A 22625-nucleotide genomic window follows, 5' to 3' on the forward strand; every position below is an offset into this window, starting at 1 on the left:
GAGTAGTACTACTCGACCGGCATAGGGGCTTTCGGTGAGGACCGCGATCTAGGACCCCAGGAATTTGCGGAAGGTGGTCCCGAAGGGGTGCTTTGCGGTGACGCTGCCGAAGCGCACCTTGCCGTGCACCACAACGTGAAGGGGACCCATCTGTGGCCCTGACCGCACCTTGTTGGAAGCGCTGCCACCAATGGCTTCGATGTCATTCATGTCCACCGTGGCCTCTTCGGGGACGATCAGCGAGATCGAGCTTGCATAGTCGTTGATCGAGACGTGCACGATCTGCGTTTGCATGACAGCACGCGTGAAATCGACGGTGACACTGGACATTCGAGTATCGATCACAACGGCCGGCGGAACAATCCACGCGCCGTTGCGCGTCACTGTCGACATCCGTCCGCGGATGATCGCGGCATTGGCTGCGCCGTAGGCACCGGCCGCGGGATCCCCACTCTGTCCGGCATAGGGCTGCGGCTGCGGGTACTGAATCTGCTGATGAACCGGCGGCTGCTGGTACCCCGGTGCGGGATACTGATAGCCGGGCTGGCCTGCCGACGTGGGATACGCGGGAGGTTCGTAGTCCGAGATCAAGGTGATGCCCGGGAGATCGGCAAGTACGACGTTGAGTTCGCCCCTGGTCTTTGCAGCCAGCGCGGTGTCCATACGTTCGGTGAACTCACCGAGTGAGAGCATCCCCTGCCCGACGGCTTTCTGCAGCAATTCGCCGACGTGCTCTCGTTCTGCATCCGATACGCGTAGATTCCTGGCCTCCATGGTTTCCAGGATAAGCGTTAATCGAGACTTCCCGGTATCAATCCAGGCCCTGCTCGATTGCGTAACGCGTCAACTCGACACGGTTGGCCAATTGAAGTTTGCGCAGCGTGGCTTGTACGTGGTTTTCGACGGTCCGGTGGCTCAGCGAGAGCCTGGTCGCAATCTGCTTGGCGCTGAGTCCTTTCGCGACCAGTCGCAGCACTTCGGTCTCCCGTTCGGTGAGCTTGGGGACCTCGGGCGCACGGTCGTCGGCGGGGGCTGTGGACATGCGTCGGTACTCACCGAGTACCAGTCCGGCGAGGCCAGGGGTGAAGACGGCTTGTCCGTCGTAGGTTGCGCGTACGGCTCCCAGGAGTTCGTCGACGGAAGCACTCTTGACCAGGTAACCGGACGCTCCCGCCTTGATCGCGTCCAGTACGTCGTCGCGTTCCGACGACGCCGACAGCACAAGGATCTTGCTGTGGGGCGAGACTTCGAGCACGGCTGCGGTTGCGTCGGCGCCGTTTCCGTCGGGGAGGTGCATGTCCATGAGAACAACGTCCGGTGTCACTGCGGCAGCGCGGTTTCGGGCACGCTCGACGCCGTCTGCGGTGGCTGCGACGATGAATCCGGCTGCTTCGAGGTCGCGGGACACTCCGTCTCGCCACATCGGGTGATCGTCGACCACCATGACGGACACCCCGGTCACACCTTGTTGCCCGGTCACACCTTGTTGCTCAGTCACTTCCACTACTTTCCTTCGGCACCGTGATTTCCCATTCTGTGCCCTCCCCCGGTCCGGTATGCAGGCTCGCGGTACCACCGAGCAGCGCGACGCGTCCGAGAATGGACTTCGATACTCCCATGCGGCCTTCGGCTTCGGCTTCGGCCAACCGGCCGTCGGGGATACCGACTCCGTCGTCGCGAATGCTGACGATAACCTCGCCCGGTAAGTCTTCGAGCAGTACGAACACCTTGGCGCCCGGCCCGGCGTGGAGGGCCGCGTTGGACAGGGCGTTGTCGACGATCGCCGCCAGTTCGATGGCGCGGTCGCGCTCGAGGATCACAGGGTCGGCGGGTGTCGAGACGGATACCGTCGCACTCGCCCCGGTGGTGAGCAGTGGGCACAGATCGACGCTCTGACCGCCGGTGTCGGCTGTTGCGCCGGAGCCCTGCTCGGAGATGAGCATGCGCAGTGCCACTTCCTGCTCTCCGGCCAGTTCTGCGAGTTCTGCGGCTTCACCGCCGAGCGCTGCGCCTCGTCTGCGGACCATCGCAAGAACTTGGAGAACTCCGTCGTGTACTTCACGGGCGAGTCTTTCGCGTTCTTCGGTGGCTGCGGCGAGGCGCACGGCTTGTTCGAGTTGGCGATGTGCGCGCCGTGCGGTGGTGGTGGCGAGGCCGAGTGCCAGGCCGACCGATACGAGGACTGGGGCTGTGGCGTCGCGCCAGAGATCAAGATTGATCTGGTCCCGGATGATCGCGCTGGCCGAGGAGATGACAACGCCTGACGCGATTCCAAGCCACGGCCCACCGAGGATCGCTGCCGAGATGACGGCGTTGGTGGCCCACAGCGTCGTCGGCAGGGTCTGGTGATTCTGGTACCACTCGTGGTCTGACACAAGCCTCGTCGACGCCATGAGCGCGATGACGATCAGCTGATCTGCCAGCACGACGTACTTTCGTGGGACCGTTTCGGCGGCCAGCATGACTGCGGAGGCACCGGACCACACCGCCATGAGCGCGACGAAGAACCAACTCAGCCGTGCGTTTGTGTAGTCCGACGCCGAAGCGAACTGGTAGCTGATCGCGTAGACCAGCGTGACCAGTCGAAATGCCTGCGCGGCCCGCCACAGCGGTGCGTCAGGGTCGGTGTCTATTCCGGACGCTTCGCGGACGGTGGGCCGGTAGTGCAATCGGCGTCGGCGGGTCGGGTCAGTCATCGCGCGAGGCCTGGTCGGGTGGGATCGGATTTTCGATGCGCGGTTCGGTTCGTGGTTCGTCAGGTTCCGCAGGATAGAGCGGTGTCTCCGGATCTTCGACGAGCAGTTGCGCGTACACGGCGTCGGGATCGTCGGCGAGCAGTGAGCGGATTGCCGTATTGAGGACCGCGACGATCGGTACCGCAAGGAGACCGCCGACTATCCCGGCAAGAACGATGCCCGCGGTGATCGCGAGAACCACTGCCAGTGGGTGGAGCCTGACGGCGCGGCCGAGCAACAACGGCTGCATGACGTGTGCTTCGAGCTGCATGACGCCGATGATGATGCCGAGCACGATCAGGGCGGTCAGGAATCCCTTGGTGACCAGGGCGACGAGTACAGCGAGAAAACCCGTGAGAAAAGCACCGACGATCGGGATGAATGCGCCGATGAACACCAGCGATGCCAAGGGCAACGCCAACGGGACACCAAGAATCGCGAGGCCCGCGCCGATTCCGATGGCGTCCGCTGCGGCGACGGCGACCGTCGCGCGCACGTATCCGATCAGTGAACCGAAGCCGGCAGCGCCCGCGATCCGGATCCGACGCCGTGAATCGCGCGGAACGATCCGGGTGACGAACTCCCAGATCTGGTCTCCGCCGTACAGGAAGAAGATCAGCGTGAAGAAGGTCAACAGCGCGCCGGTGAAGATCTCGGTGACAACCGCCGCGGTGGTCAGCGCGCCACTGGTCAGTTCTTCGCGATTGGACTGCACCGATTTGACGACGGAATCGCCCGCTTGCCGGATCTGGTCCTCACTGAAATGCAACGGACCGCTGGTCAACCAGTTCTGGATTTGTGTGACGCTGGCAGCAAATTGATCGGTGAGCTCTGGAAGACCGTCGATGAACTGCTCGACCACAAACGTCATGATTCCGGCGACGATGCCGAGGGCACCGAGCAACACCACTACAACGGCAGCTGATCGCGGCACGCCCCACGATTGCATCCGATCCACGAACGGAATGAGCAGCGCCGACGCCAGGAGCGCCAAGCCGACGGGAATCAGCACGGTCTCGAGCCGCAGCACGACGTATCCGAGGACCGCCAAGCCGGCAAAGATCACGATGAGGCGCCACGACCACTCGGCTGCGATCCGAACGCCGGGATGAACCGACTTCGCGTCGGACGTGATGGGCTTGTTCATTCCCGCTCGAACTCATTCTCGAACTCGTTCATGGCCGAATCCCCTCCGCATTCCCCTTATCCTGCGTTCTCTTCGGGAGCCTAACCGCCTGAGCCGACAACCGTGGGCAGACACAAATGGGACGCGCATACCAGTACTTCGACCCTGGCCAGCTAAATTGAACGCTGTGCGGGCTTCATACAGAGCGATAGCGGTGACGATCCGCAGTCGATGGCCCATCTATATGGTTTCGATGCTCGCGGCCAACCTGATCGGCGCGGTGCTGGTCTTTGCCTTTGTGCGGTACGGCGTCCCCATCGAGGAATCCGACGCGATCGTTGCCGATCATGTCCGGAACTTCGCGGTGTTCGGCATCTACCTCGCGTTTGCCGGTGTTGTCAGCCTGACGGCGGCAGCCATGATGCTCCGCAAGGTCATCCGGTGGAGATTGCGCGGCGGTCCGCCGACGCGCAGTGAACAGATGGCAGCGCTGCATGCGCCGCTGCGCCAAGCCATCGTCCACCTTGTTCTCTGGTTCCTCGGCGGCATCATCTTCGTCATTCTGACGATCAACGAGATGCCCGGGTTGGCTATCGCAGTGATTGTCACCGTCTGCATGGCCGCGACCACGACGTTCGGGTTCACGTACATGCTCGGTGAGCGGATCCTGCGTCCCGTCGCTGCGCTGGCGCTGAGCGAGGGCGAGTTCGATCGGACCATGGCGCCGGGCGTCGGCACCCGGTTGGCGATGACGTGGGGATTGGGCACGCTCATGCCCGTCGCCGGCATCATCTTGCTGTGCGCCACCCAACTCACCACTGATCTCGAGTTCTCACCCAACTCGTTGGCGTGGGCGATCTTGTTGATCTCGATCATGGCGATCGTGCAGGCGTTTGCGCTGTCGATGCTGACGGCCAGCCAGATCTCCGATCCCATCCGCCAACTTCGACGCGCCATCGAGCGGGTCCAGCGCGGTGCGACGGACGTTCGTGTCGAGGTATTCGACGGCAGTGAGATCGGGCGTCTGCAGGTCGGGTTCAACCGCATGATGAAGGAGTCGGACGAGCGTCGTCTGCTGCGCCAGTTGTTCGGCCAACATGTCGGCGAGGACGTGGCTCGACGCGCATTGCAGTTCGGTACGGAACTGGGCGGTGAAACACGCTTCGTCGCGGTTCTGTTCGTGGACATGGTCGGGTCGACGGGCGCTGCGGCTGAACGTCCGCCTGGCGAGGTCGTCGAATTGCTCAACGAATTCTTCCGAATTGTCGTGGACGTGATCGACCGTCACCACGGCTTTGTCAACAAGTTCATGGGCGATGCGGCGCTCGCAATTTTTGGTGCACCCCTCGATCGACCCGACGCACCGACGGCTGCGCTGGCTGCTGCGCGCGAGTTGCGGTTCAAGCTCGACGCGATCACCGGCCTCGACATCGGTATCGGTGTGAGCGCCGGATTGGCGGTCGCGGGAAATATCGGTGCCGCGGAGCGTTTCGAGTACACCGTGATCGGTGACCCGGTGAACGAGGCTTCGCGCTTGACGGAGCTCGCGAAGTTCCGTCCCAGCAGAGTCCTGGCCTCGACTAGTGCGCTGTATTTTGCGGACGAGGAAGAGCAGGCCGAGTGGGAGCTGGGCGAGCAAGTTCAACTTCGTGGGCGCAGGCGGCTCACTCATCTAGCCTGGCCACAGAAATATCCCGAGGTCGAACCAGAACAGATTGGTTAGTCTGAATCGATGGCACAGACTGGAAAGTCCCCGTGGCGACTGAGACGGCCGCCGCCGTCGGTGGCCGGGCCCGGCCGGGTTCGTGGGCGTTTCTGGTGGTTGAAGTATGTTCTCGGGTTGGCGCTGATCGCCTTACTGATCGTCGAGGGAGCCATCCTGTGGCCGAGACTCAACGAGTCCTGGCAGGCTCTGACGGAAATTCACTGGGGCTGGGTTGCGGCGTGCATCGCCGCGCAGGCTCTCTCACTCAGCGGATACGCATCCGTTCAACGGCGGCTTCTCAATGCTGCCGGCGTGGTGGCCGGACACCTGAAAAACCTCTCCGTGATCTACGCAAGTACCGCGATGGCACTCACATTGCCTGCGGGGCAGGTGTTCTCCACCGCATTCACGTACAAGCAGACTCGGAAATGGGGCGCGACGCCGGTAGTCGCGTCATGGCAGTTGGCAATGTGCGGTGTCATCGCCGCCGCGACTCTCGCGCTTCTCGGCGTTACCGGCGCTTTGGCTTTCGGCACCAAGGTCAGTCCGGTCACATTGACCATTTCGATGATCTGCGTGGCGCTTCTCTTCCTCGGCTTGCGATATATTGCCCAGAACCCCGGCAGCCTCGAACGCCTCGGCCACTGGGTTCTCGCTCGGTACAACAGCTTTCGCGATAATCATCCAGAGCGCGGAATGTCACGCTGGTCCGAAATTCTCACTCAACTCGATGCCGTGGAACTCGGCCGCACTGATACCGTCATCGCTTTCGGATGGTCGGCGATCCATCGTGTCGCCGACGTCGCGTGTCTCGGCTTTGCCTGCTGGGCTGTGGGGGCCCACCCCTCGTTTGCCGGCTTGCTGATCGCGTTCACCGCCGCCAAGGCGGTCGGAAGCATTCCCCTGATGCCCGGCGGTTTGGGATACGTGGACGCAGCTCTGATCACGGCGCTCACCATCGCGGGGGCAACCGGCGCACAAGCGCTCGCGTCGGTCTTCGTCTATCGAATGGTGAGTTTCGTTCTCGTAGCGATTGTCGGGTGGGCCGTCTTCCTGATCTCGTTCCGAGCGACGCATCGCGACGACGCCGACATGACGATCGACTTCGAACGCGGCGAACAACCCGGCGTTTAGCGTCGCAGCGCTGCTGCCATGTCGTCTAGATGGGCACGGCTGATTCGCACGGCAGCCTCCGAGTCTCCGGCTTCGATGGCGTCCACCAACATTCGGTGTTCGTCGGCGTCGGGTTGGCTGTGCGGATTGAGATCGAGGACGCCGATCAGCTCGATCAACGCAGTCCGCAGACGTGGGACAAACGTTTCGAACAACTCCGACAGAACCGGATTGTGCGCCGCCTCGACTACCGCGCGGTGCACTGCGATGTCGGCGTCGACAAAGGCCGCGTCACCGGAATTCGCTGCCGCAGCCCTGCCCTCCAGCGCACGTCTGAGCTCTGCGATGTCGGTATCGTCGCGTCGCTTGGCTGCCAGTCCAGCTGCCTCCACCTCGACGGCGTTACGTACTTCGACGACATGCAGGATGGCTTCGGATTCGAGAACCCGAGGCCACTGATCGGGTGGCGTTGTGCTGCGCAAGAACACTCCGGCGCCCTGACGCGATTCCAGCATTCCGAGTCCGGCGAGGGTGCGAACGGCTTCGCGGATCGTGGAACGACCGATACCCAATTCCGCCGCCAGAGTGGTTTCACCTGGAAGTTTGTCACCGACTGCCCATTCGCCACCGACGATGCGCGCCCGCAGGAGCTCAGCAGCTTGATCGGTGAGTAGTCGACGTTCGACCATCGGCGGCACGGGAACTCCTCAGGTTGTCTGATAAGTGATTTCGTTCTAGTGTAGCCCGCATGGCTTACCGAGGACTCCTTCTCGACTGCCGCGGCGGGGCCTGAAAAGACCGGCACCCCTCCGCGGGGTTCCCCCATGGCCGGTCTCTCACCAAGACCCGCAGGAGAACCCCCGATGAGCACCACACGGAACAAGCAGAGCACCACCTGGAACAACCAGAAACCTTCCCCTATGCCGTCCGCGCGTTATCGCGCCGCGTGGGATCGAGTCGATATCCCGGCATTCGATCGAACCTGGCCGGCCAATCGCACCACCGAAGCACCGCTGTGGGTTCCTGTCGATCTGCGCGACGGCAACCAGGCCCTCGCCGAACCGATGGACCCGGCCCGCAAGCGCCGGATGTTCGAACTGATGGTGTCGATCGGCTACAAGGAAATCGAGGTCGGCTACCCGTCCGCCAGCCAGACCGATTTCGACTTCGTCCGAGACCTGGTGAACCTCGAACTGGTTCCCGACGATGTCACGATTGTTGTATTCACCGCCGCCCGAACAGATTTGATCGAGCGAACCTACCAATCCATCGCCGGACTGCCGAACGCGGTAGTTCACATGTACACCGCTACCGCGCCCACCTGGCGCGATGTGGTCCTAGGGAAGGAACGAGACGAACTGCACGACATGATCTTTCGTGCCGCCGAGGATGTCGCTCGCGGCGGCGACGGCCACGACGGATGGCGGTTCGAGTTCTCACCCGAGGTCTTCAACCTGACCGAACCCGATTACGCGCTGCAGCTCTGCAACAGCCTCAGCGAACTGTGGGACGCGAGCCCAGATCGCCCGGTCATCCACAACCTCCCTGCCACAGTGGAAATCGCCACTCCCAACATCTACGCGGACCAGATCGAATACATGCACCACAATCTCGCCCGCCGCGACTCGGTAATCCTGTCCGTACATCCACACAACGATCGTGGCACCGGAGTGGCCTGTGCCGAACTGGCTGTACTCGCCGGCGCTCAGCGCGTCGAAGGCTGCCTGTTCGGCAACGGTGAGCGCACCGGCAATGTCGATCTGGTGACGCTCGGACTCAATCTCCATGCACAGGGCGTCGATCCGAGAATCGACTTCACCGACATCGACGAAATCCGTCGAACAGTGGAGTACTGCAACAGAATTCCGGTGCACGAGCGCCACCCGTACGGCGGCGATCTGGTGTACACCGCGTTCTCGGGAACCCACCAGGACGCGATCAAGAAGGGATTTGCACATCACTACGAACGTGCCGATATCCTCGGCATCGATCCGTCGCAGGCTCCATGGGAAGTGCCGTATCTGCCGATCGACCCCGCTGACGTCGGTCGTGACTACCAGGCAGTGATCCGGGTGAACAGCCAGTCCGGCAAGGGAGGCGTCTCCTACCTGTTGGCATCGGAATACGGCGTCGAACTCCCCCGCCGCCTGCAGATCGATTTTGCGGCGCGCGTTCAACGTGAAGCCGACGGCTCCGGACTCGAGATAACCGCCGACCAGCTGTGGAACCTCCTGCTGCGCGAGTACGGGTACAACGGAGGAATGCGCCGCTACTCGGTGGAACACAGCTCCGATGGTGATCATCTGTTTGTCGTCCTGGATCGCGACGGCAAGGAAATCAGCGCCCAGGCCAGTGCGTCCGGCCCCGTCGAGGCACTGGCCAGGATCCTGGCCGAGACCGGCACTGCAGTCGACGTTCTATCCCTCACTCAGCATTCACTTCCCATCCACTCCGATTCCCCTGCCAGTGCAACTTCAGCCGTCACCATCACAGAAGCACTGGTCAACGGGGTCCAGCACTGGGGAATGGCTGTTCATCAGTCCGTCACGGCGTCGGCGCTTCATGCCGTCTATGCGGCTGCGTCCCACGTATGTGATGACAGTCACACAAACTTGCGGAAGGATTCTCGGGGGTTCATAGTTGAACCTACAAGCAATTGAACATTCAACTACTTATCAAGGAGCTTCGATGACCGCCGCTACCACCACATTGCCCGCATTGACCGCCGGAACCTGGGTTATCGACACGGTCCACTCGACCGTCGGCTTCTCGGTTCGCCACCTCATGGTGTCGAAGGTTCGCGGCACCTTCGACGAGTTCTCGGGCACCATCACGGTTGCCGAGGACGGCACTCCGTCCGTCGAAGCCGAAATTTCGGTCGACTCCATCAACACCAAGAACGAGCAGCGTGACGGCCACATCAAGTCCGCTGACTTCTTCGACGTCGAGAAGTACCCGACGGCTACCTTCAAGTCCACCGCAGTGCGTGCCAAGGGCAGCGACTTCGTACTTGCAGGCGACTTCACCCTCCACGGTGTCACCCGCGAGGTCGAGATGAACCTCGAGTTCAACGGCGTCAACCCCGGCATGGGCAACGGCCCGGTTGCCGGATTCGAAGCCACTACCGTCATCAACCGCAAGGACTTCGACATCTCCATCGAGATGCCCCTCGAAGGCGGCGGAGCAGTTGTCGGCGACAAGATCACCATCACCCTCGAGATCGAGGCTGGTCTGCAGGCTTAAGGGCTTCGCCCCTGTGCGCCTTTTCCGGTAGTGCCAACTACCGGAAAAGGCGCACAGTCGTATGGTGACCAGGTGAAGAAGTACGCTCCATTCCTGCTGATCGACGCCGTTCTTGTCATTGTCTTCTGCGCGATAGGGCGCCGTACACACGAAGAAGCCAATGCGCTCGCCGGACTGGCGAAGACATCCTGGCCGTTCCTGACCGGCCTGGTGATCGGATGGTCTGCCACGTTCGCGCTGTACCGCGACAAGTTCGACGCCGTTCTCCTACTCCCCACCGGCATAGTCGTATGGCTCTCCACCGTCATCATCGGCATGGTCCTGCGAGTGCTCAGCGGTCAAGGTACGCAGTTCAGTTTCATCGTGGTCGCCACACTTGTCCTCGGCGCTTTCCTACTCGGGTGGCGCGCACTCGTTCCGGTCATCGCAAAAATCCGTGCCAGGTCGTAACCGTGTCGAGCGGTCCGGAACTACCCGAATTGCGCTACGAAGTAGGACACTTTTCGGATGAGTAACACTACGGAGCCTGCTGAACGGACCGAGAAGGAAGACAAGGGCTTCTTCGGCCAACCGTTTGCATTGGCCAATCTGTTCGGCGTGGAAATGTGGGAGAGGTTCTCCTTCTACGGGATGCAAGGCATCCTGATTTATTACCTGTACTACACCGTCGCCGACGGTGGTCTGGGTATCAGCCAGGCCGCCGCGACGAGCATTGTCGGTGCGTACGGCGGCACGGTGTATCTGTCCACGATCCTCGGCGCATGGGTGGCCGACCGCCTTCTCGGTTCCGAACGGACACTGTTCTACAGTGCGTCGCTGGTCATGGCCGGCCACATCGCGTTGGCGGTGTTCCCCGGTCTGTGGGGTGTCGGTATCGGTCTTGTCATGGTGGCCTTCGGCAGCGGCGGCCTCAAAGCCAACGCCACGTCGTTGGTCGGCGATCTGTATTCGGCGACGGACGAGCGTCGCGACGCCGGTTTCTCCATCTTCTACATGGGCATCAACATCGGCGGATTGGTCGGTCCGCTGCTGACCGGCGCGGTGCAGGACGCCTGGGGATTCCATGCCGGATTTGCTCTTGCGGCCGTCGGGATGGCGCTCGGCCTGATCCAGTACACGTTGGGCCGCAAGCACCTTCACGGAATCGGCGCTGCACCCGGCAACCCGCTCCCAGCGGACAAGCGCAGCCTGTACATCGGAATCGGTGTTGCGGCAATCGTTGTGGTCGCCATCGCATCGGTCACCGGTTTGATCACCGCGGACAACATGTCCGACGTTGTGGTCGGACTGACCGTCATCGCATCGGTCGGCTATTTCCTTCTGATGTTGACCAGCAAGCAGATCACGAAGGTCGAACGCAGTCGCGTGTTTGCGTTCATCCCGATGTTCATCGCCAGCGCCGCCTTCTGGTCACTGTTCCAGCAGCAGTTCACGACGGTTCCGCTGATCTCGGACAAACTATTGGACCGCAACCTCTTCGGCTGGGACTTCCCGCCGAGCTGGGTCCAGTCCATCAACCCCGTGTTCATCATCGTTTTCGCGGGCGTGTTCGCGGCAATGTGGACCAAACTCGGCCCACGCCAGCCGTCGTCGCCCATCAAGTTTGCGATCGGAACCGGAATCATGGGCTTGGCTTTCCTCGCCTTCATTCCCATCACCGGCGGCGGTCCGAACAGTGCACCGCTCCTCGGGTTGGCGGGAGTGCTTCTGCTGTTCACGTTTGCGGAACTGTTCCTCTCCCCCGTCGGCCTGTCGCTCGCAACCAAACTTGCGCCGGAGCGTTTCCACACGCAGATGGTCGCGTTGTTCTTCCTGTCCGTCGCGTTGGGATCGTCGATGGCCGGAACGCTTGCCGGTCATTTCGACATCGACGACAGCAAGCCGTTCTTCCTGATCATCGGATTCTCTTCGATCGGAATCGGCGTGGTGCTGGCGGCAGCGTCGCCGTGGATCAAGAAGCTGATGCAGGGCGTGCAGTAAACGCTATTTGACCCACAGCCACAGCGCCAAAGCGAATCCCGCTATCGCTACTGCCACCCGCAGTACCGATGGCGGGATTTTCTTCACGACGGGTGGTCCACACCAACCACCCACCAACGCGCCGAGAGCCATGGCCAGCGCGGCCACCCAGTGCACTTGCCCGGAAAAAGCGAAGATGAGGGCGGCAACCAGATTCGCGATGCCGAGGAAAAAGCTCTTCAGAATCGTGGCCCGCCACACCGTTTCGGATGTGAGGATGAGGGTTGCGGCCAGAAAGATGACGCCGGCACCCGCACCGAAATACCCGCCGTACACGGCCACGGCAAACAGGGCCGCCGAGTAGATTCCCGGACGGTCGCCGCCGCCGGACAGTTCACGAATCTTCGGTTGAAGCAGCAATGCCAGCGCCGCAAACGCAACCATCGCCGGCACAACCGATTCGAACGAACCCTCCGGCGCCAGCCACAGAATCAACGCACCGATGATGCCGCCCGCGGCCGAATACAGAGACCAGCGAACAAGTTTCGGTCCCGTCTCGGCAACTTCGCGCGACGAGTTGGCCAGCGCGCCGACGCCGACGGCCACCAGTGCCACGGTGTTGGTCATATTGGCGCTGACGGGCGACAACCCGACACTGAGCAACGCCGGGTACGACACGATGGACGCCAGTCCGGTGACAAAGCCGACCAGACCGCTGAAGAATCCCGCTACGACAAGAAAGAGGAAATCGAGCAGGTTCACAGCACATGAACCTACCGGGCGCGGATTCTCGCCCGCGCCACGCGTCTACGCGTGCCCCTCCAGAAACCGGGTCGGTGCGTAGTTCGCCCAACCCGTGTCAGGCCAGTTGAACCACCCGGACGACGCCAATGTTCCGCCGTCGGGATGGAGTGTCGTCCCGGTGATGAAGGTGGACAGCCCGGAGGCAAGAAAGACGACACTGTTCGACACGTCGGAGACATGCCCGACGCGTCCCATGGGTATGGCCACCCGAGCACCCACCGGGGTTGCCATCGAATGGTCCCCGCTGCCGAATTGAGCAAGATTTGGTGTCGGGACAAAGTCCGGTGCAACGTTGTTCACACGAATCCGGTCCGGGGCAAGTTCGACGGCCAGTGTCCGCGAAAACTGCTCGACGGCAGCCTTTGCCGCAGAGTAGACGGCAAAACCAGGTGCCGCGCGGTGGGCTTCGATGGTTGTCACATTGACGATGCTGCCGCCTCTGCCACCACTTTTCATCATCGGCACTGCGAGGAAGCATGCGTGCAGGACGTGGTGGAAGTTCGTGCGCAGAAGCGCGTCCCACCCCTTCGGTGTCGATTCCGCAAAAGGTGTTCGGAAGGTGCCACCGACGACGTTGACCAGGATGTCGAGCCTGCCCCACCGCTCGTGAGCGGCCGCGAACAGAGCATTCAACACGTCTGGATCACGCGCGTCACCATGATGTACGACGGCGTCGCATCCACCCTCCGCCAACTCACGACGCAGACGCTCGACCGCCGCCGCGTCGATGTCGACGACGGCTAGCCGCACTCCGTTCTCGGCAAGATCAGCGGCAATCGCACTGCCGAGCCCACCGGCGCCGCCGGTGATGACGGCTACGCATCCGTCGAACCCGGCTCGATCTTCGAACCATCGTGCGCTCATGACAGGTACGTAGACCCGAACGCTTCGAGGAATTCGACGGTGGCGGCCAACCCGTCGATGGGACCGGAAACCACCACCGCGGTGACGCCTGATTTTTCGAGGTCGGCAAACACTTCGCGGTGTCGATCGGATTCGACTGTCGGCGTCTGAATCCCGTCGCCGTGATAGGAGTACACAACGTCGATGGGCTCGGCGCGTCCGGCGGCGAGCGCCGCATTTCGGAGTTCGGTGATGTGGCCACCGATCTGATCAACCGATCCGAGAGTGGGTGTTCGGGCGGTAGCGCTCAACTCTGCCCCACCGGACATCGGCATCCATCCCTGCGCGCGCTCGGCTACTCGGCGACGAGTCAGCTTGGAGTTGCCGCCAATCCAGATGGGGATCGGATTCTGGACCGGTCTCGGCCGGGCGATGACGTCGAGGGCGCTGAAGTGCTTTCCGCGGTAGGTGAACGGTTCGCCGCTCCAGTGCAGCGGGAGCACGTCGAGCGCCTCGTCGAAGAGTTCGTTGCGCTCGTCGAAATCGATTCCGAGAGCATAGAACTCACTCTTCTGATATCCCGTTCCGAGTCCGAGGGTGAGGCGGCCGCCGGACAGTTTGTCGAGGGTCGACGCGGATTTGGCCAGCAAGAAGGGATTTCGGTACGGCGCCACCGCCAGATAGGTCAGCAGTCGTAGTCGTTCGGTTGCCGCGGCGACGTAGCCGAGGGCGACAAACGGATCGAGTGTCTGATGTCCTCCCGACGCCAGCCATTTTGCGCCGGGTATCGGATGCTCGCTGAGTGACAGAGTGTCGAATCCTGCCCGCTCGGCGGTAACAGCCACGTCCCGCAACGGCCCTGGATCAAGGACGTCTCCGTCCAGACCGCTTATTTCCGGGTAGTGGTAAATGAATCGCAATGTCACCGAGTGCGCCCTCTCTGGCAGATACTCTTCCAGAGATGAGAATAGCGATTACATATTTGAAAGTCACGCTCTCATTATTTGTCGGCAGGCTTGGCCAGCTCCTGGAACAACTTCTCCGTCATCTGCTGTGCCCGATCATTGCCGTCGGCATCAGCGACGAAGACAGCAAAAGCCAGGTCACCACGTGATCCGAAGAACCAGCGATCGTCACCACTTGCCGCACCGGCAGCGATCAAATCCGGGTATCCGACCAGGCCACCCGCGCCGCGCATCGAATCACGGAGTCGGTTGGTCACATCCTCGGGCAGCGCTGACGCCGCGGCATCGGCGGTAGCGGGCTGACCGAACACCATCATCGGCGTCGGCGCACTGCCACGGGCAATGGACGCCGCGAGCATAGCCATACCGAACGGCGTGACCTGAGGTTCACCGGCACCGGAGGATGTCCGATTAGCCACGATGTTGTTCACCGACTCGTTCCCGCCGGAACCATCCGACGCAAACGTGGCCGTCTGCTGCTCGAGGCTGGGAATGTGGAATCCGTTGCCCAGACCGAGTTGCCGCGCCGTGTCGGCCAGCTGCTCGCCGGACACGGCGCGCGGCTCGACGCCGTTCTGCATCGACGACGCCAATCGGACGAGGTCGAGTGCGCCGCCTGCCGGACGAAGCCCAGTGAAGGCGATCGGCCCCTGCTCGATGGCCTGATTATTCTGCGCGGCAGCAAGAATGGCGCCATCCGAAGGTCGAATCGCAACAATCGCCGAGGGCGTTCCGGCGCTCACCACAGCTTCGATTGCCGCGAGTTGCGTGTGCGAGTCCATGGTCGCGGCAACGTCGGGGCCTGGAGGTCCCTGGAAGCCGGCTTGTTTGACTGCTGCTCCGTTTTGGTCGACAAGATTGACTGCCCACCCTGCGGTGGCGTCGCGGTTTGCCTGCCACGCGGTACGCAACGGGTCCAGGAGCGGCGAGTTGATCCGGCGATCCGACGCAATGAGCTTGGGCGTCTTCACCACCACAACTCCGGGGATGGCGAAGTCACTTTCGAGGTACAGATAGTCGGGGTCGCGCAGGAGCACTGCGGTGATCGACTGCCCCGGGTGTGCCGCGAGATCAGCGAGCATCGATTCGCTGGTCACCAGCGGAGCGACGGGTTCGATGACTTTCGCGAGTCGGCGCGTCGAGTCGACGGGATCAGGCATGGATGCCGGGTCGAGAGTGATGGCGTTGATGGTCTGCTCGTTCATGAGCAGAGTCCCGCCTGCATCGACCACCTTGGGCGGGGCGGCGTCGGTCCGGGTGTAGTCGACGTTGCGTCCGCTGCCGAGGCCGGGGACGATGACCGACGGATCCCAGGACACTCGCCAACCGACGGAAAGGTCTCGGACCTCACCTTGCGACTGGTATGTCCAGTCCTTGCCTTCGCCGAAGTTCCAGGCCGCGTCGAGGGTGAAGAATCCGGAGTCACTTCCGAGGTCGATGACCTGGGCGACGTCGAAGTCCGTGGAACGTGCTTCCAATCCGTCGAACATCTGCGAAATGGATGCGCGTGCGGCATTGGGGTACGACGTGAGATTGGCGGCCCCGTCGACGTCGTGATTGTTGAGTGCGGTGACAAAATCTTCGACGACCGTCGCGGCGTCAGTTTCCTTCTCTCCCCCGACGACGCACGACGCGAGTGCCACTGTCATGACAACAGCAGCTATCGAAGCAATGACGTATTTTCCGCGGCTGCTTTTCTGTGCTCCGGGCCCCATTGGTGCAACTCTTCACTTCTGTCACAGCAGTAACAAGCACGGGATTCCTACGAACGTGTCACGGTTGAGCCACGGCGGTGTCATCGAACTGCAATCGAAATCAGGTTTCACCGCAGAAAAGTACCTGCGACCTGCACCGCAGGAGCGGAGCTGTCTGCCCCGGCGATAAAAACCGCAAACGCCAGATCTCCCTTGATTCCGACAAACCATCCATGCGCGGGACCGCCGTCAACTTCCGCTGTTCCGGTCTTGCCCAACAGTCCGTCGATGTCTACGAGAGTCGTCGCGGTACCTCCGGTGACGGTCTCACGCATCATGGTCCGCAACTGTTCGGTCACCACCGCCGGAGTGGGCGCCACGGTCTGATCGGCAACCCCCGGCTGCCCTTTCACGAGCATCGGGGACGGCGTTTCACCGTGTGCGATCGATGCCGCGACCAACGCCATCCCGAACGGCGTGGCCGTGACAGTTCCCTGCCCGATCGCCGATTCGACGCGTTCGGCCGGAGTGTTCGCGTCCGGCACAGTGCCGGTCACCGTCGTCAGGCCCGGAGTGACGTAGTCGATGCCCAATCCGAATTGCAGTCCCGCATTGTGCAGTGCGTCCGCGGGCAGACCGACGGCTAGGCGCGCCATCGTCGTGTTGCACGAATGCGCGAACGCGGTGTGCAGGGGCACCGAGCCGAGATCGAATTCGTCGTCGTTGGGAATCTGTCGTCCCTCGACGTTCTCGGTCCCCGGACACGGCAGGATCGTGTCGGGTGTCGCCACTCCGGCTTGCAGCGCCGCCGACGTTGTCACGGTCTTGAAAGTCGAACCGGGCGGATACAGACCCGTGAGCGCGATCGGGCCCTGGGCATCGGCGGCCGAGTTCTGGGCAACGGCAAGAACAGCGCCGGACGACGGTTGCAGCGCCACGATCACAGCAGGCTGGGCCACCCCGGCGAGTGCGTTCTCCGCACCCAGTTGAAGGTTTCGGTCGATTGTTGTTGCGATGTTCGGCGCCACCGGGCCGTCCTGTCCGGCGATGGTGGTGGCCGTCCCGTTCTCCTTCACCATCTGCACTGCCCACCCCGAGGATTTGTCCTGGCCTTCCTGCCACAGGTCGCTCAGTCCGGTGAAGGTCGGCGACGTCAAAGCCTTGTCGACGGACAGCAACCTCGCCTGTGGGGCAAGCGTTACACCGGGCAGGGAAGCCAACCGATCTTCAATGGGTGCAAGGTCTTCCGCGCGAAGGGTGATGGCCGTAATCGGCTTTCCGGCAGCCGCGGCGAGGTCACTGCGCAACGAATCTGCCGTGATTGTCGGGGCAACCGGGGAGATGAGCGCCGCAACGGCCGCGACATCAGCTGTGGGCTCGAGGTTGACCAGCGTCACCACCTGTTGCTCCATGATCGGCTGCCCGGAGGAATCGAGAACCGACGGCGGTGCACCGGTAGTGGGTGTGTAGCGCACGGTGGTCGACGCCCTCAGATCCGGGGCGAGCAATGCCGGATCCCACTCGATCAACCACTGATCGCCACTGGCCGATGCGTTTCCGTGTGTCGAGTACGTCCAGTCTTGGCCTTCCCCGAAGTTCCAGGCCGCATCAAGAGTGAAGGTGCCGGCGTCATCGCCTGATTGCTCGGCCTCGGAAACTGTGAACGTTCCCTCGTCCTTCCCCAGTCCGTCGATCATGGCGGTGATCGCGGTGGAGGCTGCCGCGGGATCGGTAGTCAGGTTTGCCGCTGCCGACACATCGTCGTCGGTGAGGGCAGTCGCGAATTGCTCGGCCACTGATCGTGGCTGGTCAGGGCCACTACTGCACGCGACGATACTGCTCGCGGCGGCTACTCCCATCACCGAGAACACGGTGATTTTTCGGATCAACGGGCGGCGGATGTCAACTCTCGATGGGCGCACCTTCTCGATCATGCCCGAAATTGTGGCGAACGCTGGACTATCGGTGTAATCATGTAATCAGAGCAATAAATGCTCCGACGACATTCAGGAGAACGTCATGAAAAACTCACACGGCCCCGGCGAACGCGGATTCGGACGCCCGGGTGGTTGGCAGCAAGCATCGGTTCCCGACGCGGGGGACGCAGTCGACTGGTTTGCCGGCAGGCTTCCCGACACCTGGTTCACCGGCCCGGCCGATGTCCAGGTGGACCGCGAGGAGATCGTTGTGATCGGGGAACTACCACCCGTCGAGGGCGGGTCCGCGGCAGCGGAAGGTCGTATCTCTCGCTTCCGTGAAACCACGCGCGCCGATCGCATGCGCATCGCCGACGAAGCCGAGGCCCGATACGGCCGGAAGGTGGCATGGGGTGTGAAACTCGACGAAAAGACAGTCCTGTTCACACATCTCGCGGTTCCGGTGATGACGCGGTTGCGTCAACCCGAGCGCAAGGTACTCGACACGTTGGTTGACGCGGGTGTCGCCAGGTCGCGGGCCGACGCACTCAAGTGGACAGTCCGCCTGGCCGGTCAGCACAGCGAACAGTGGCTCGCAGAACTGCGGGACGCGATGAAGAAGGTCGACGATCTGAGAACGGAGGGACCGAAGATCTGACGATGCACATCACACGTTAATTCGATTGCCTCCATCAACGGTCATCGAGTAGCGTCGACGTCGAATCATCCCCCAAAGAACAGGAAACGGGCCGTTGCTCATCTAGAGGTTCATTACGCGAAGGCATCCACACCCATCAGTTTCGGCTGAGCCGGGTGGTCCCCGCACCCTCTGGAGTTCACATGACCCACTCTCATTCCTCTCTGTCTCTGTCCGACCTCACGTTCACCTGGCCAGACGGCGAGCCTGTCTTCGCAGGTCTGAGCTTTGTGTTCCCCAGCGGCCGAGTCGGTCTGGTGGGATTGAACGGATCCGGGAAGTCCACGCTGTTGCGCGTGATCGCCGGCCGATTGACACCCGACGCCGGTTCCGTCCACGCTTCCGGTGAGATCGGCTACCTGCGCCAGGACATCACCCTCGACCCGAATGTTCGAGTCGATGACATCCTGGATATCGGTGATCTACGTATTGCCTTGTACCGCATAGAAAGCGGCGAGGGTACCGAAGCGGACTTCGCCTTGGTCGAAGGCAATTGGGACATCGAAGAACGCGCCATCTCGACGCTGCACCGCCTTGGACTCGAACGCGTCGTACCTGACATCGAAGCCTTGGGGCGCACCGTCGGCACACTGTCCGGCGGCGAGACGGTACTCCTCGGCCTTACCGCGGCCCTGCTGAAGAATCCGCAAGTACTGCTACTGGACGAGCCGACCAACAATCTGGACCGGTTGGCACGCGCCCGGGTTCACGCCGCCGTCCAACAATTCCCCGGCACCGTCGTGGTCGTGAGCCACGACCGGGAGTTGTTGAACAGCATGGAATCCACCGTTGAGCTGCGTCGCGGAAATCTTCGTACATTCGGCGGCAACTACTCCCTGTACCAGGAGGTGACCACGGCGGAACAGGAAAACGCCTTGGCCGCGGTTCGCGACGCCAAAACCGATCTGGCAAAGCAGAACCGAGAATTGATCGAGGCGCGAATCAAACTGGATCGACGTAAGCGATACGGCCAGAAGATCCAAGACGAAAAGCGGCTACCGCCGATCCTGGCGCAGACCCGCAAGCGTAAAGCCGAAGTTTCGGCGGGAAAACTGTCGGTCAACCATATCGGCAAGGTCGACGACGCGAAGTCCGCTCTTGCCGATGCGGAGCAGTTACTTCGCGACGATCGCGAAATACGATTGGATCTTCCTGATACACAGGTACATCCGGGCCAGCAGGTAGTGACGCTCGAGGATGCTGTGCTGCGCAGCGGCCAGGTTGTATCGCTGCATGTCACCGGTCCGGAACGGATCGCAATTGTGGGACCCAACGGAATTGGGAAGACAACTCTTCTCGACGCCCTGGTGGAGGACAAGCCATTTGTTCCCTGCCGCGCACTGCGTCAGCGGTTGGACGTGTTCGACGAAAATCTGTCGGTGGCGGACAATGTTGCACTGGCGGCGCCACACGCAACCAGCGAGGAAATTCGTGGCCAACTGGCTCGATTCCTTTTTCGTGGAACGGATTCCGACGTGACGGCGTCCGCACTGTCCGGCGGTGAACGACTCCGGGCGGCGTTGGCGACCATCCTTCTCGCGCAGCCCGCACCCAAGCTCCTGATCCTGGACGAGCCGACCAACAATCTGGATCTCCCCAGCCTTGCCCATCTCACGCAAGCGCTTCACGATTTCCGGGGTGCACTCGTTGTTGTCAGCCACGATCTGCCGTTCCTGCGGGAGATCAACATCACCCGGTGGATCAGGATGGACGAGAACGGAATTCAGGAAATCGATCCCGAATGGCAATGACGCCATTCGCACGTCCATAATGGATCGGTGATGCAGGACGCGAGGAACCCCGTCGACGGTACCCGGATCTCGTACCAGGTCGTGGGGACGGGTATCCCCCTGCTGATGGTTCACGGCAGCGCTCTGTCGCATTCGATCTGGCGCGGCTTCGGGTATGTCAAAGCCCTGCAGGATCGGTACCGGATGATCCTGGTCGACATGCGCGGGCACGGTCGCAGCGAGAAGCCCCACACGTCCGATTCTTACGCGATGGATCTGGTGGTCGGCGATCTCCTCGAGATCCTCGACACCGAGTCACCTTTCGAACCCGCCCACGTCCTGGGGTATTCGTTCGGCGGGCGCGCGACACTGTCGTTGACCATCGAGCACTCCGAACGGGTGCGGTCGTTGACCGTCGGCGGTGGGAGCAGCCGGCCCATGACCGGCGCGTTCGACGCACTGTTCTTCCCGGGCTGCGTCGACGCCCTCGAGCAGGGCGGAATCGAGGGCTTTCTCGACGGCTGGGGCGCCAGGCGCGGCAAGCCGGTTGATCCGCAGACCGCGGCGGCGTTTCGTCGCAACGATCCACTCGCTCTGGCCGCGTACATGCGACGGTCCGACGTCGAACCGGGTATCGACGACAGCGTACTTCGCGAGATGATCACTCCGACATTGATGTTCGTCGGGTCTAAGGACCGGGAGCGGCGGCCCGATACCGAGCACGCCGCGTCCCTGATCCCGGATTGTTCGTTGACTGTCATCGACGGCACCGACCACGCCAGCGCCGTCGTGGCGTCCGACGCTGTACTAGCGTCGTTGATTCCGTTTCTGCGCCGGCACTAGCCGAGTAGCCCCTTTGCGATGTGCGTTACCTGGATTTCATTGCTGCCGGCGTAGATCATGAGCGACTTCGCGTCGCGGGCCAACTGCTCGACGCGATACTCGGCCATGTAGCCGTTTCCGCCGAACAACTGGACGGCCTCCATGGCAACTTCGGTTGCCGCGCGCGAGGAGTACAGCTTCATAGCCGACGCCTCCGCCAGGGTTACCTTGTTGCCGGCTGCGGTTCGCTCGATCGCGTTGAAGACCATGTTCTGCACATTGATTCGAGCTACTTCCATCTCGGCGAGCTTGAGTTGGATGAGCTGGAACTGTCCGATTTCGCGGCCCCACAGTTTGCGGGACTTCGCGTAATCGATGCAGAGCCGGTGGCATTCGTTGATGATTCCGAGGGACAGGGACGCAATGCCGATGCGTTCGGCGGCAAAACTTTCCTTGGCACTGGACTTTCCGTCGGATTTTCCGCTGTCTTCGGTTTCGCCGAGGAGGCGGTCCTTGGTGATGCGGACGTTGTCGAAGAACAACTCGCCGGTGGGTGAGGAGTTCATGCCCATCTTCTTGAACGGCGGACTCTGGGTGAACCCTTCCATACCCTTGTCGAGAATGAACGCGAGCACCTTGCGATCACGGCGGTCGACGGAGGAGTCACCTTCGTCGAGTTTCGCGTAGACGATGGTGACGTCGGCGTACGGTCCGTTGGTGATGAACGTCTTGTTGCCGTTGAGGATGTAGTCGTCGCCGTCGCGGCGAACATAGGATTTCATGCCGCCGAAGGCATCGGATCCCGAGTCGGGTTCGGTGATCGCCCAGGCGCCGACGGTCTCGAAGGTGACCAGTCCGGGCAGCCAACGTTCCTTCTGAGCGAGGGTGCCGCGGCTGCGGATCGTTCCGGCCGCGAGCCCGAGGCTGACGCCCAGCGACGCGACCAGGCCCAGGCTGACGCCGGCCAGTTCACTGTTGAGCACGACGCCCATGCTCCCGGCCCCGCTGAAAGCGCTTCCCCTCTCACCGTCACCTGCCGGTGCGTCACCACGCTCGCGGGCAAGTGACTTCTCGAGGCCCTCGCGTGCCATGTCGGCCAAACCGAAGGTCGAGTACAGCTTGCGGATGATGTCGAAGGGCGGGAGCGCTCCGCTTTCGAGTTCGTCGACGTGAGGCCGCACCTCCTTGTCGATAAAGCCCCGCAAGGCGTCGCGGAACATCAGGTCGGTGTCGGACCACTCGTACATGTGCGTGCACTCCACTCGCTGAACGG

Annotated in this window: 20 protein-coding genes; 9 read left to right on the forward strand and 11 right to left on the reverse strand. The window is 62.1% G+C overall.

Translation table 11 applies throughout. The annotated features are described in order from the left end of the window. Positions 1-48: 48 nt before the first annotated feature. From V2B23_RS17280 to V2B23_RS17295, 4 genes are read right to left on the reverse strand one after another with little or no spacing between them, the layout of a single operon-like run. Positions 49-774 (reverse strand): DUF1707 SHOCT-like domain-containing protein, encoded by a 726-nt coding sequence (locus V2B23_RS17280; RefSeq protein WP_430951475.1) that lies wholly within the window; start codon positions 772-774, stop codon positions 49-51. Positions 775-811: 37 nt separating this feature from the next. Then, positions 812-1444 (reverse strand): response regulator, encoded by a 633-nt coding sequence (locus V2B23_RS17285; protein ID WP_045066679.1) that lies wholly within the window; start codon positions 1442-1444, stop codon positions 812-814. A gap of 46 nt (positions 1445-1490) precedes the next feature. Next, on the reverse strand, positions 1491-2696 hold the full coding sequence (gene macS / locus V2B23_RS17290) for a MacS family sensor histidine kinase (RefSeq protein WP_430951476.1): 1206 nt from the start codon (positions 2694-2696) through the stop codon (positions 1491-1493). Then, the gene (locus V2B23_RS17295) at positions 2689-3882 is read right to left on the reverse strand and encodes an AI-2E family transporter (RefSeq protein ID WP_430951477.1); all 1194 of its coding nucleotides are present in this window, start codon (positions 3880-3882) and stop codon (positions 2689-2691) included. Before V2B23_RS17295 ends, macS begins: the two co-directional genes overlap by 8 nt. 223 nt (positions 3883-4105) lie before the next feature. Here V2B23_RS17295 and V2B23_RS17300 point away from each other — a divergent pair, with 223 nt between their 5' ends. Both V2B23_RS17300 and V2B23_RS17305 read left to right on the forward strand, forming a co-directional pair. Continuing rightward, positions 4106-5584 carry an adenylate/guanylate cyclase domain-containing protein gene (locus tag V2B23_RS17300; protein WP_138873406.1) on the forward strand — a complete coding sequence of 493 codons (1479 nt, stop codon included), beginning with the start codon at positions 4106-4108 and terminating at the stop codon, positions 5582-5584. 9 nt (positions 5585-5593) lie between these two features. Beyond that, on the forward strand, positions 5594-6700 hold the full coding sequence (locus V2B23_RS17305) for a lysylphosphatidylglycerol synthase transmembrane domain-containing protein (protein WP_430951478.1): 1107 nt from the start codon (positions 5594-5596) through the stop codon (positions 6698-6700). On the opposite strand, the gene V2B23_RS17310 is transcribed toward V2B23_RS17305, so the two are convergent. After that, positions 6697-7377, reverse strand: coding sequence for a FadR/GntR family transcriptional regulator (locus tag V2B23_RS17310; RefSeq protein WP_430951479.1), 681 nt, complete (start codon positions 7375-7377; stop codon positions 6697-6699). The two genes, V2B23_RS17305 and V2B23_RS17310, sit on opposite strands and share 4 nt — an antisense overlap. Before the next feature lie 165 nt (positions 7378-7542). On the opposite strand from V2B23_RS17310, the gene V2B23_RS17315 reads away from it, so the two are divergent. From V2B23_RS17315 to V2B23_RS17330, 4 genes are all read left to right on the forward strand, one after another. Continuing rightward, complete coding sequence (locus tag V2B23_RS17315) at positions 7543-9339, forward strand: 2-isopropylmalate synthase (RefSeq protein ID WP_430951480.1); 1797 nt, start codon at positions 7543-7545, stop codon at positions 9337-9339. Positions 9340-9367: 28 nt separating this feature from the next. Further along, entirely contained in the window at positions 9368-9922 is a 555-nt protein-coding gene (locus V2B23_RS17320) for a YceI family protein (protein ID WP_430951481.1), read from the forward strand. Between the two features lie 72 nt (positions 9923-9994). Further along, positions 9995-10372, forward strand: coding sequence for a DUF3054 domain-containing protein (locus tag V2B23_RS17325; protein ID WP_430951482.1), 378 nt, complete (start codon positions 9995-9997; stop codon positions 10370-10372). Between the two features lie 57 nt (positions 10373-10429). Next, positions 10430-11902, forward strand: coding sequence for a peptide MFS transporter (locus V2B23_RS17330; RefSeq protein ID WP_430951483.1), 1473 nt, complete (start codon positions 10430-10432; stop codon positions 11900-11902). 3 nt (positions 11903-11905) lie between these two features. Here V2B23_RS17330 and V2B23_RS17335 read toward each other — a convergent pair whose 3' ends face one another. The 5 genes from V2B23_RS17335 to V2B23_RS17355 form a co-directional block, all read right to left on the reverse strand. Beyond that, a complete protein-coding gene (locus V2B23_RS17335; protein WP_430951484.1) occupies positions 11906-12643 on the reverse strand; it encodes a sulfite exporter TauE/SafE family protein in 738 nt (245 codons plus the stop codon). Positions 12644-12688: 45 nt separating this feature from the next. Beyond that, complete coding sequence (locus tag V2B23_RS17340; protein WP_430951485.1) at positions 12689-13549, reverse strand: SDR family NAD(P)-dependent oxidoreductase; 861 nt, start codon at positions 13547-13549, stop codon at positions 12689-12691. Then, positions 13546-14454 (reverse strand): LLM class F420-dependent oxidoreductase, encoded by a 909-nt coding sequence (locus V2B23_RS17345; protein ID WP_430951486.1) that lies wholly within the window; start codon positions 14452-14454, stop codon positions 13546-13548. The genes V2B23_RS17340 and V2B23_RS17345 overlap by 4 nt, the downstream gene beginning before the upstream one ends. A gap of 74 nt (positions 14455-14528) precedes the next feature. After that, positions 14529-16208 carry an NTF2-like N-terminal transpeptidase domain-containing protein gene (locus V2B23_RS17350; protein WP_430951487.1) on the reverse strand — a complete coding sequence of 560 codons (1680 nt, stop codon included), beginning with the start codon at positions 16206-16208 and terminating at the stop codon, positions 14529-14531. Between the two features lie 107 nt (positions 16209-16315). Beyond that, entirely contained in the window at positions 16316-18046 is a 1731-nt protein-coding gene (locus V2B23_RS17355) for a penicillin-binding transpeptidase domain-containing protein (protein ID WP_430951568.1), read from the reverse strand. A gap of 160 nt (positions 18047-18206) precedes the next feature. Between V2B23_RS17355 and V2B23_RS17360 the strand changes: the two genes are divergently transcribed. The 3 genes from V2B23_RS17360 to V2B23_RS17370 all read left to right on the forward strand — a co-directional run bounded on the left by V2B23_RS17360 (position 18207) and on the right by V2B23_RS17370 (position 21373). Continuing rightward, positions 18207-18761 (forward strand): hypothetical protein, encoded by a 555-nt coding sequence (locus V2B23_RS17360; RefSeq protein WP_430951488.1) that lies wholly within the window; start codon positions 18207-18209, stop codon positions 18759-18761. Between the two features lie 182 nt (positions 18762-18943). Further along, positions 18944-20551, forward strand: a complete 1608-nt coding sequence (locus tag V2B23_RS17365; RefSeq protein WP_430951489.1) for an ABC-F family ATP-binding cassette domain-containing protein — start codon at positions 18944-18946, stop codon at positions 20549-20551. 30 nt (positions 20552-20581) lie between these two features. Further along, positions 20582-21373, forward strand: a complete 792-nt coding sequence (locus tag V2B23_RS17370; RefSeq protein WP_430951490.1) for an alpha/beta fold hydrolase — start codon at positions 20582-20584, stop codon at positions 21371-21373. On the opposite strand, the gene V2B23_RS17375 is transcribed toward V2B23_RS17370, so the two are convergent. After that, complete coding sequence (locus tag V2B23_RS17375) at positions 21370-22599, reverse strand: acyl-CoA dehydrogenase family protein (protein ID WP_430951491.1); 1230 nt, start codon at positions 22597-22599, stop codon at positions 21370-21372. The genes V2B23_RS17370 and V2B23_RS17375 overlap by 4 nt on opposite strands. Between the last annotated feature and the right edge of the window lie 26 nt (positions 22600-22625).

It is taken from the genome of Rhodococcus sp. 24CO, from assembly GCF_050586165.1.
Taxonomy (GTDB): domain Bacteria; phylum Actinomycetota; class Actinomycetes; order Mycobacteriales; family Mycobacteriaceae; genus Rhodococcus_F.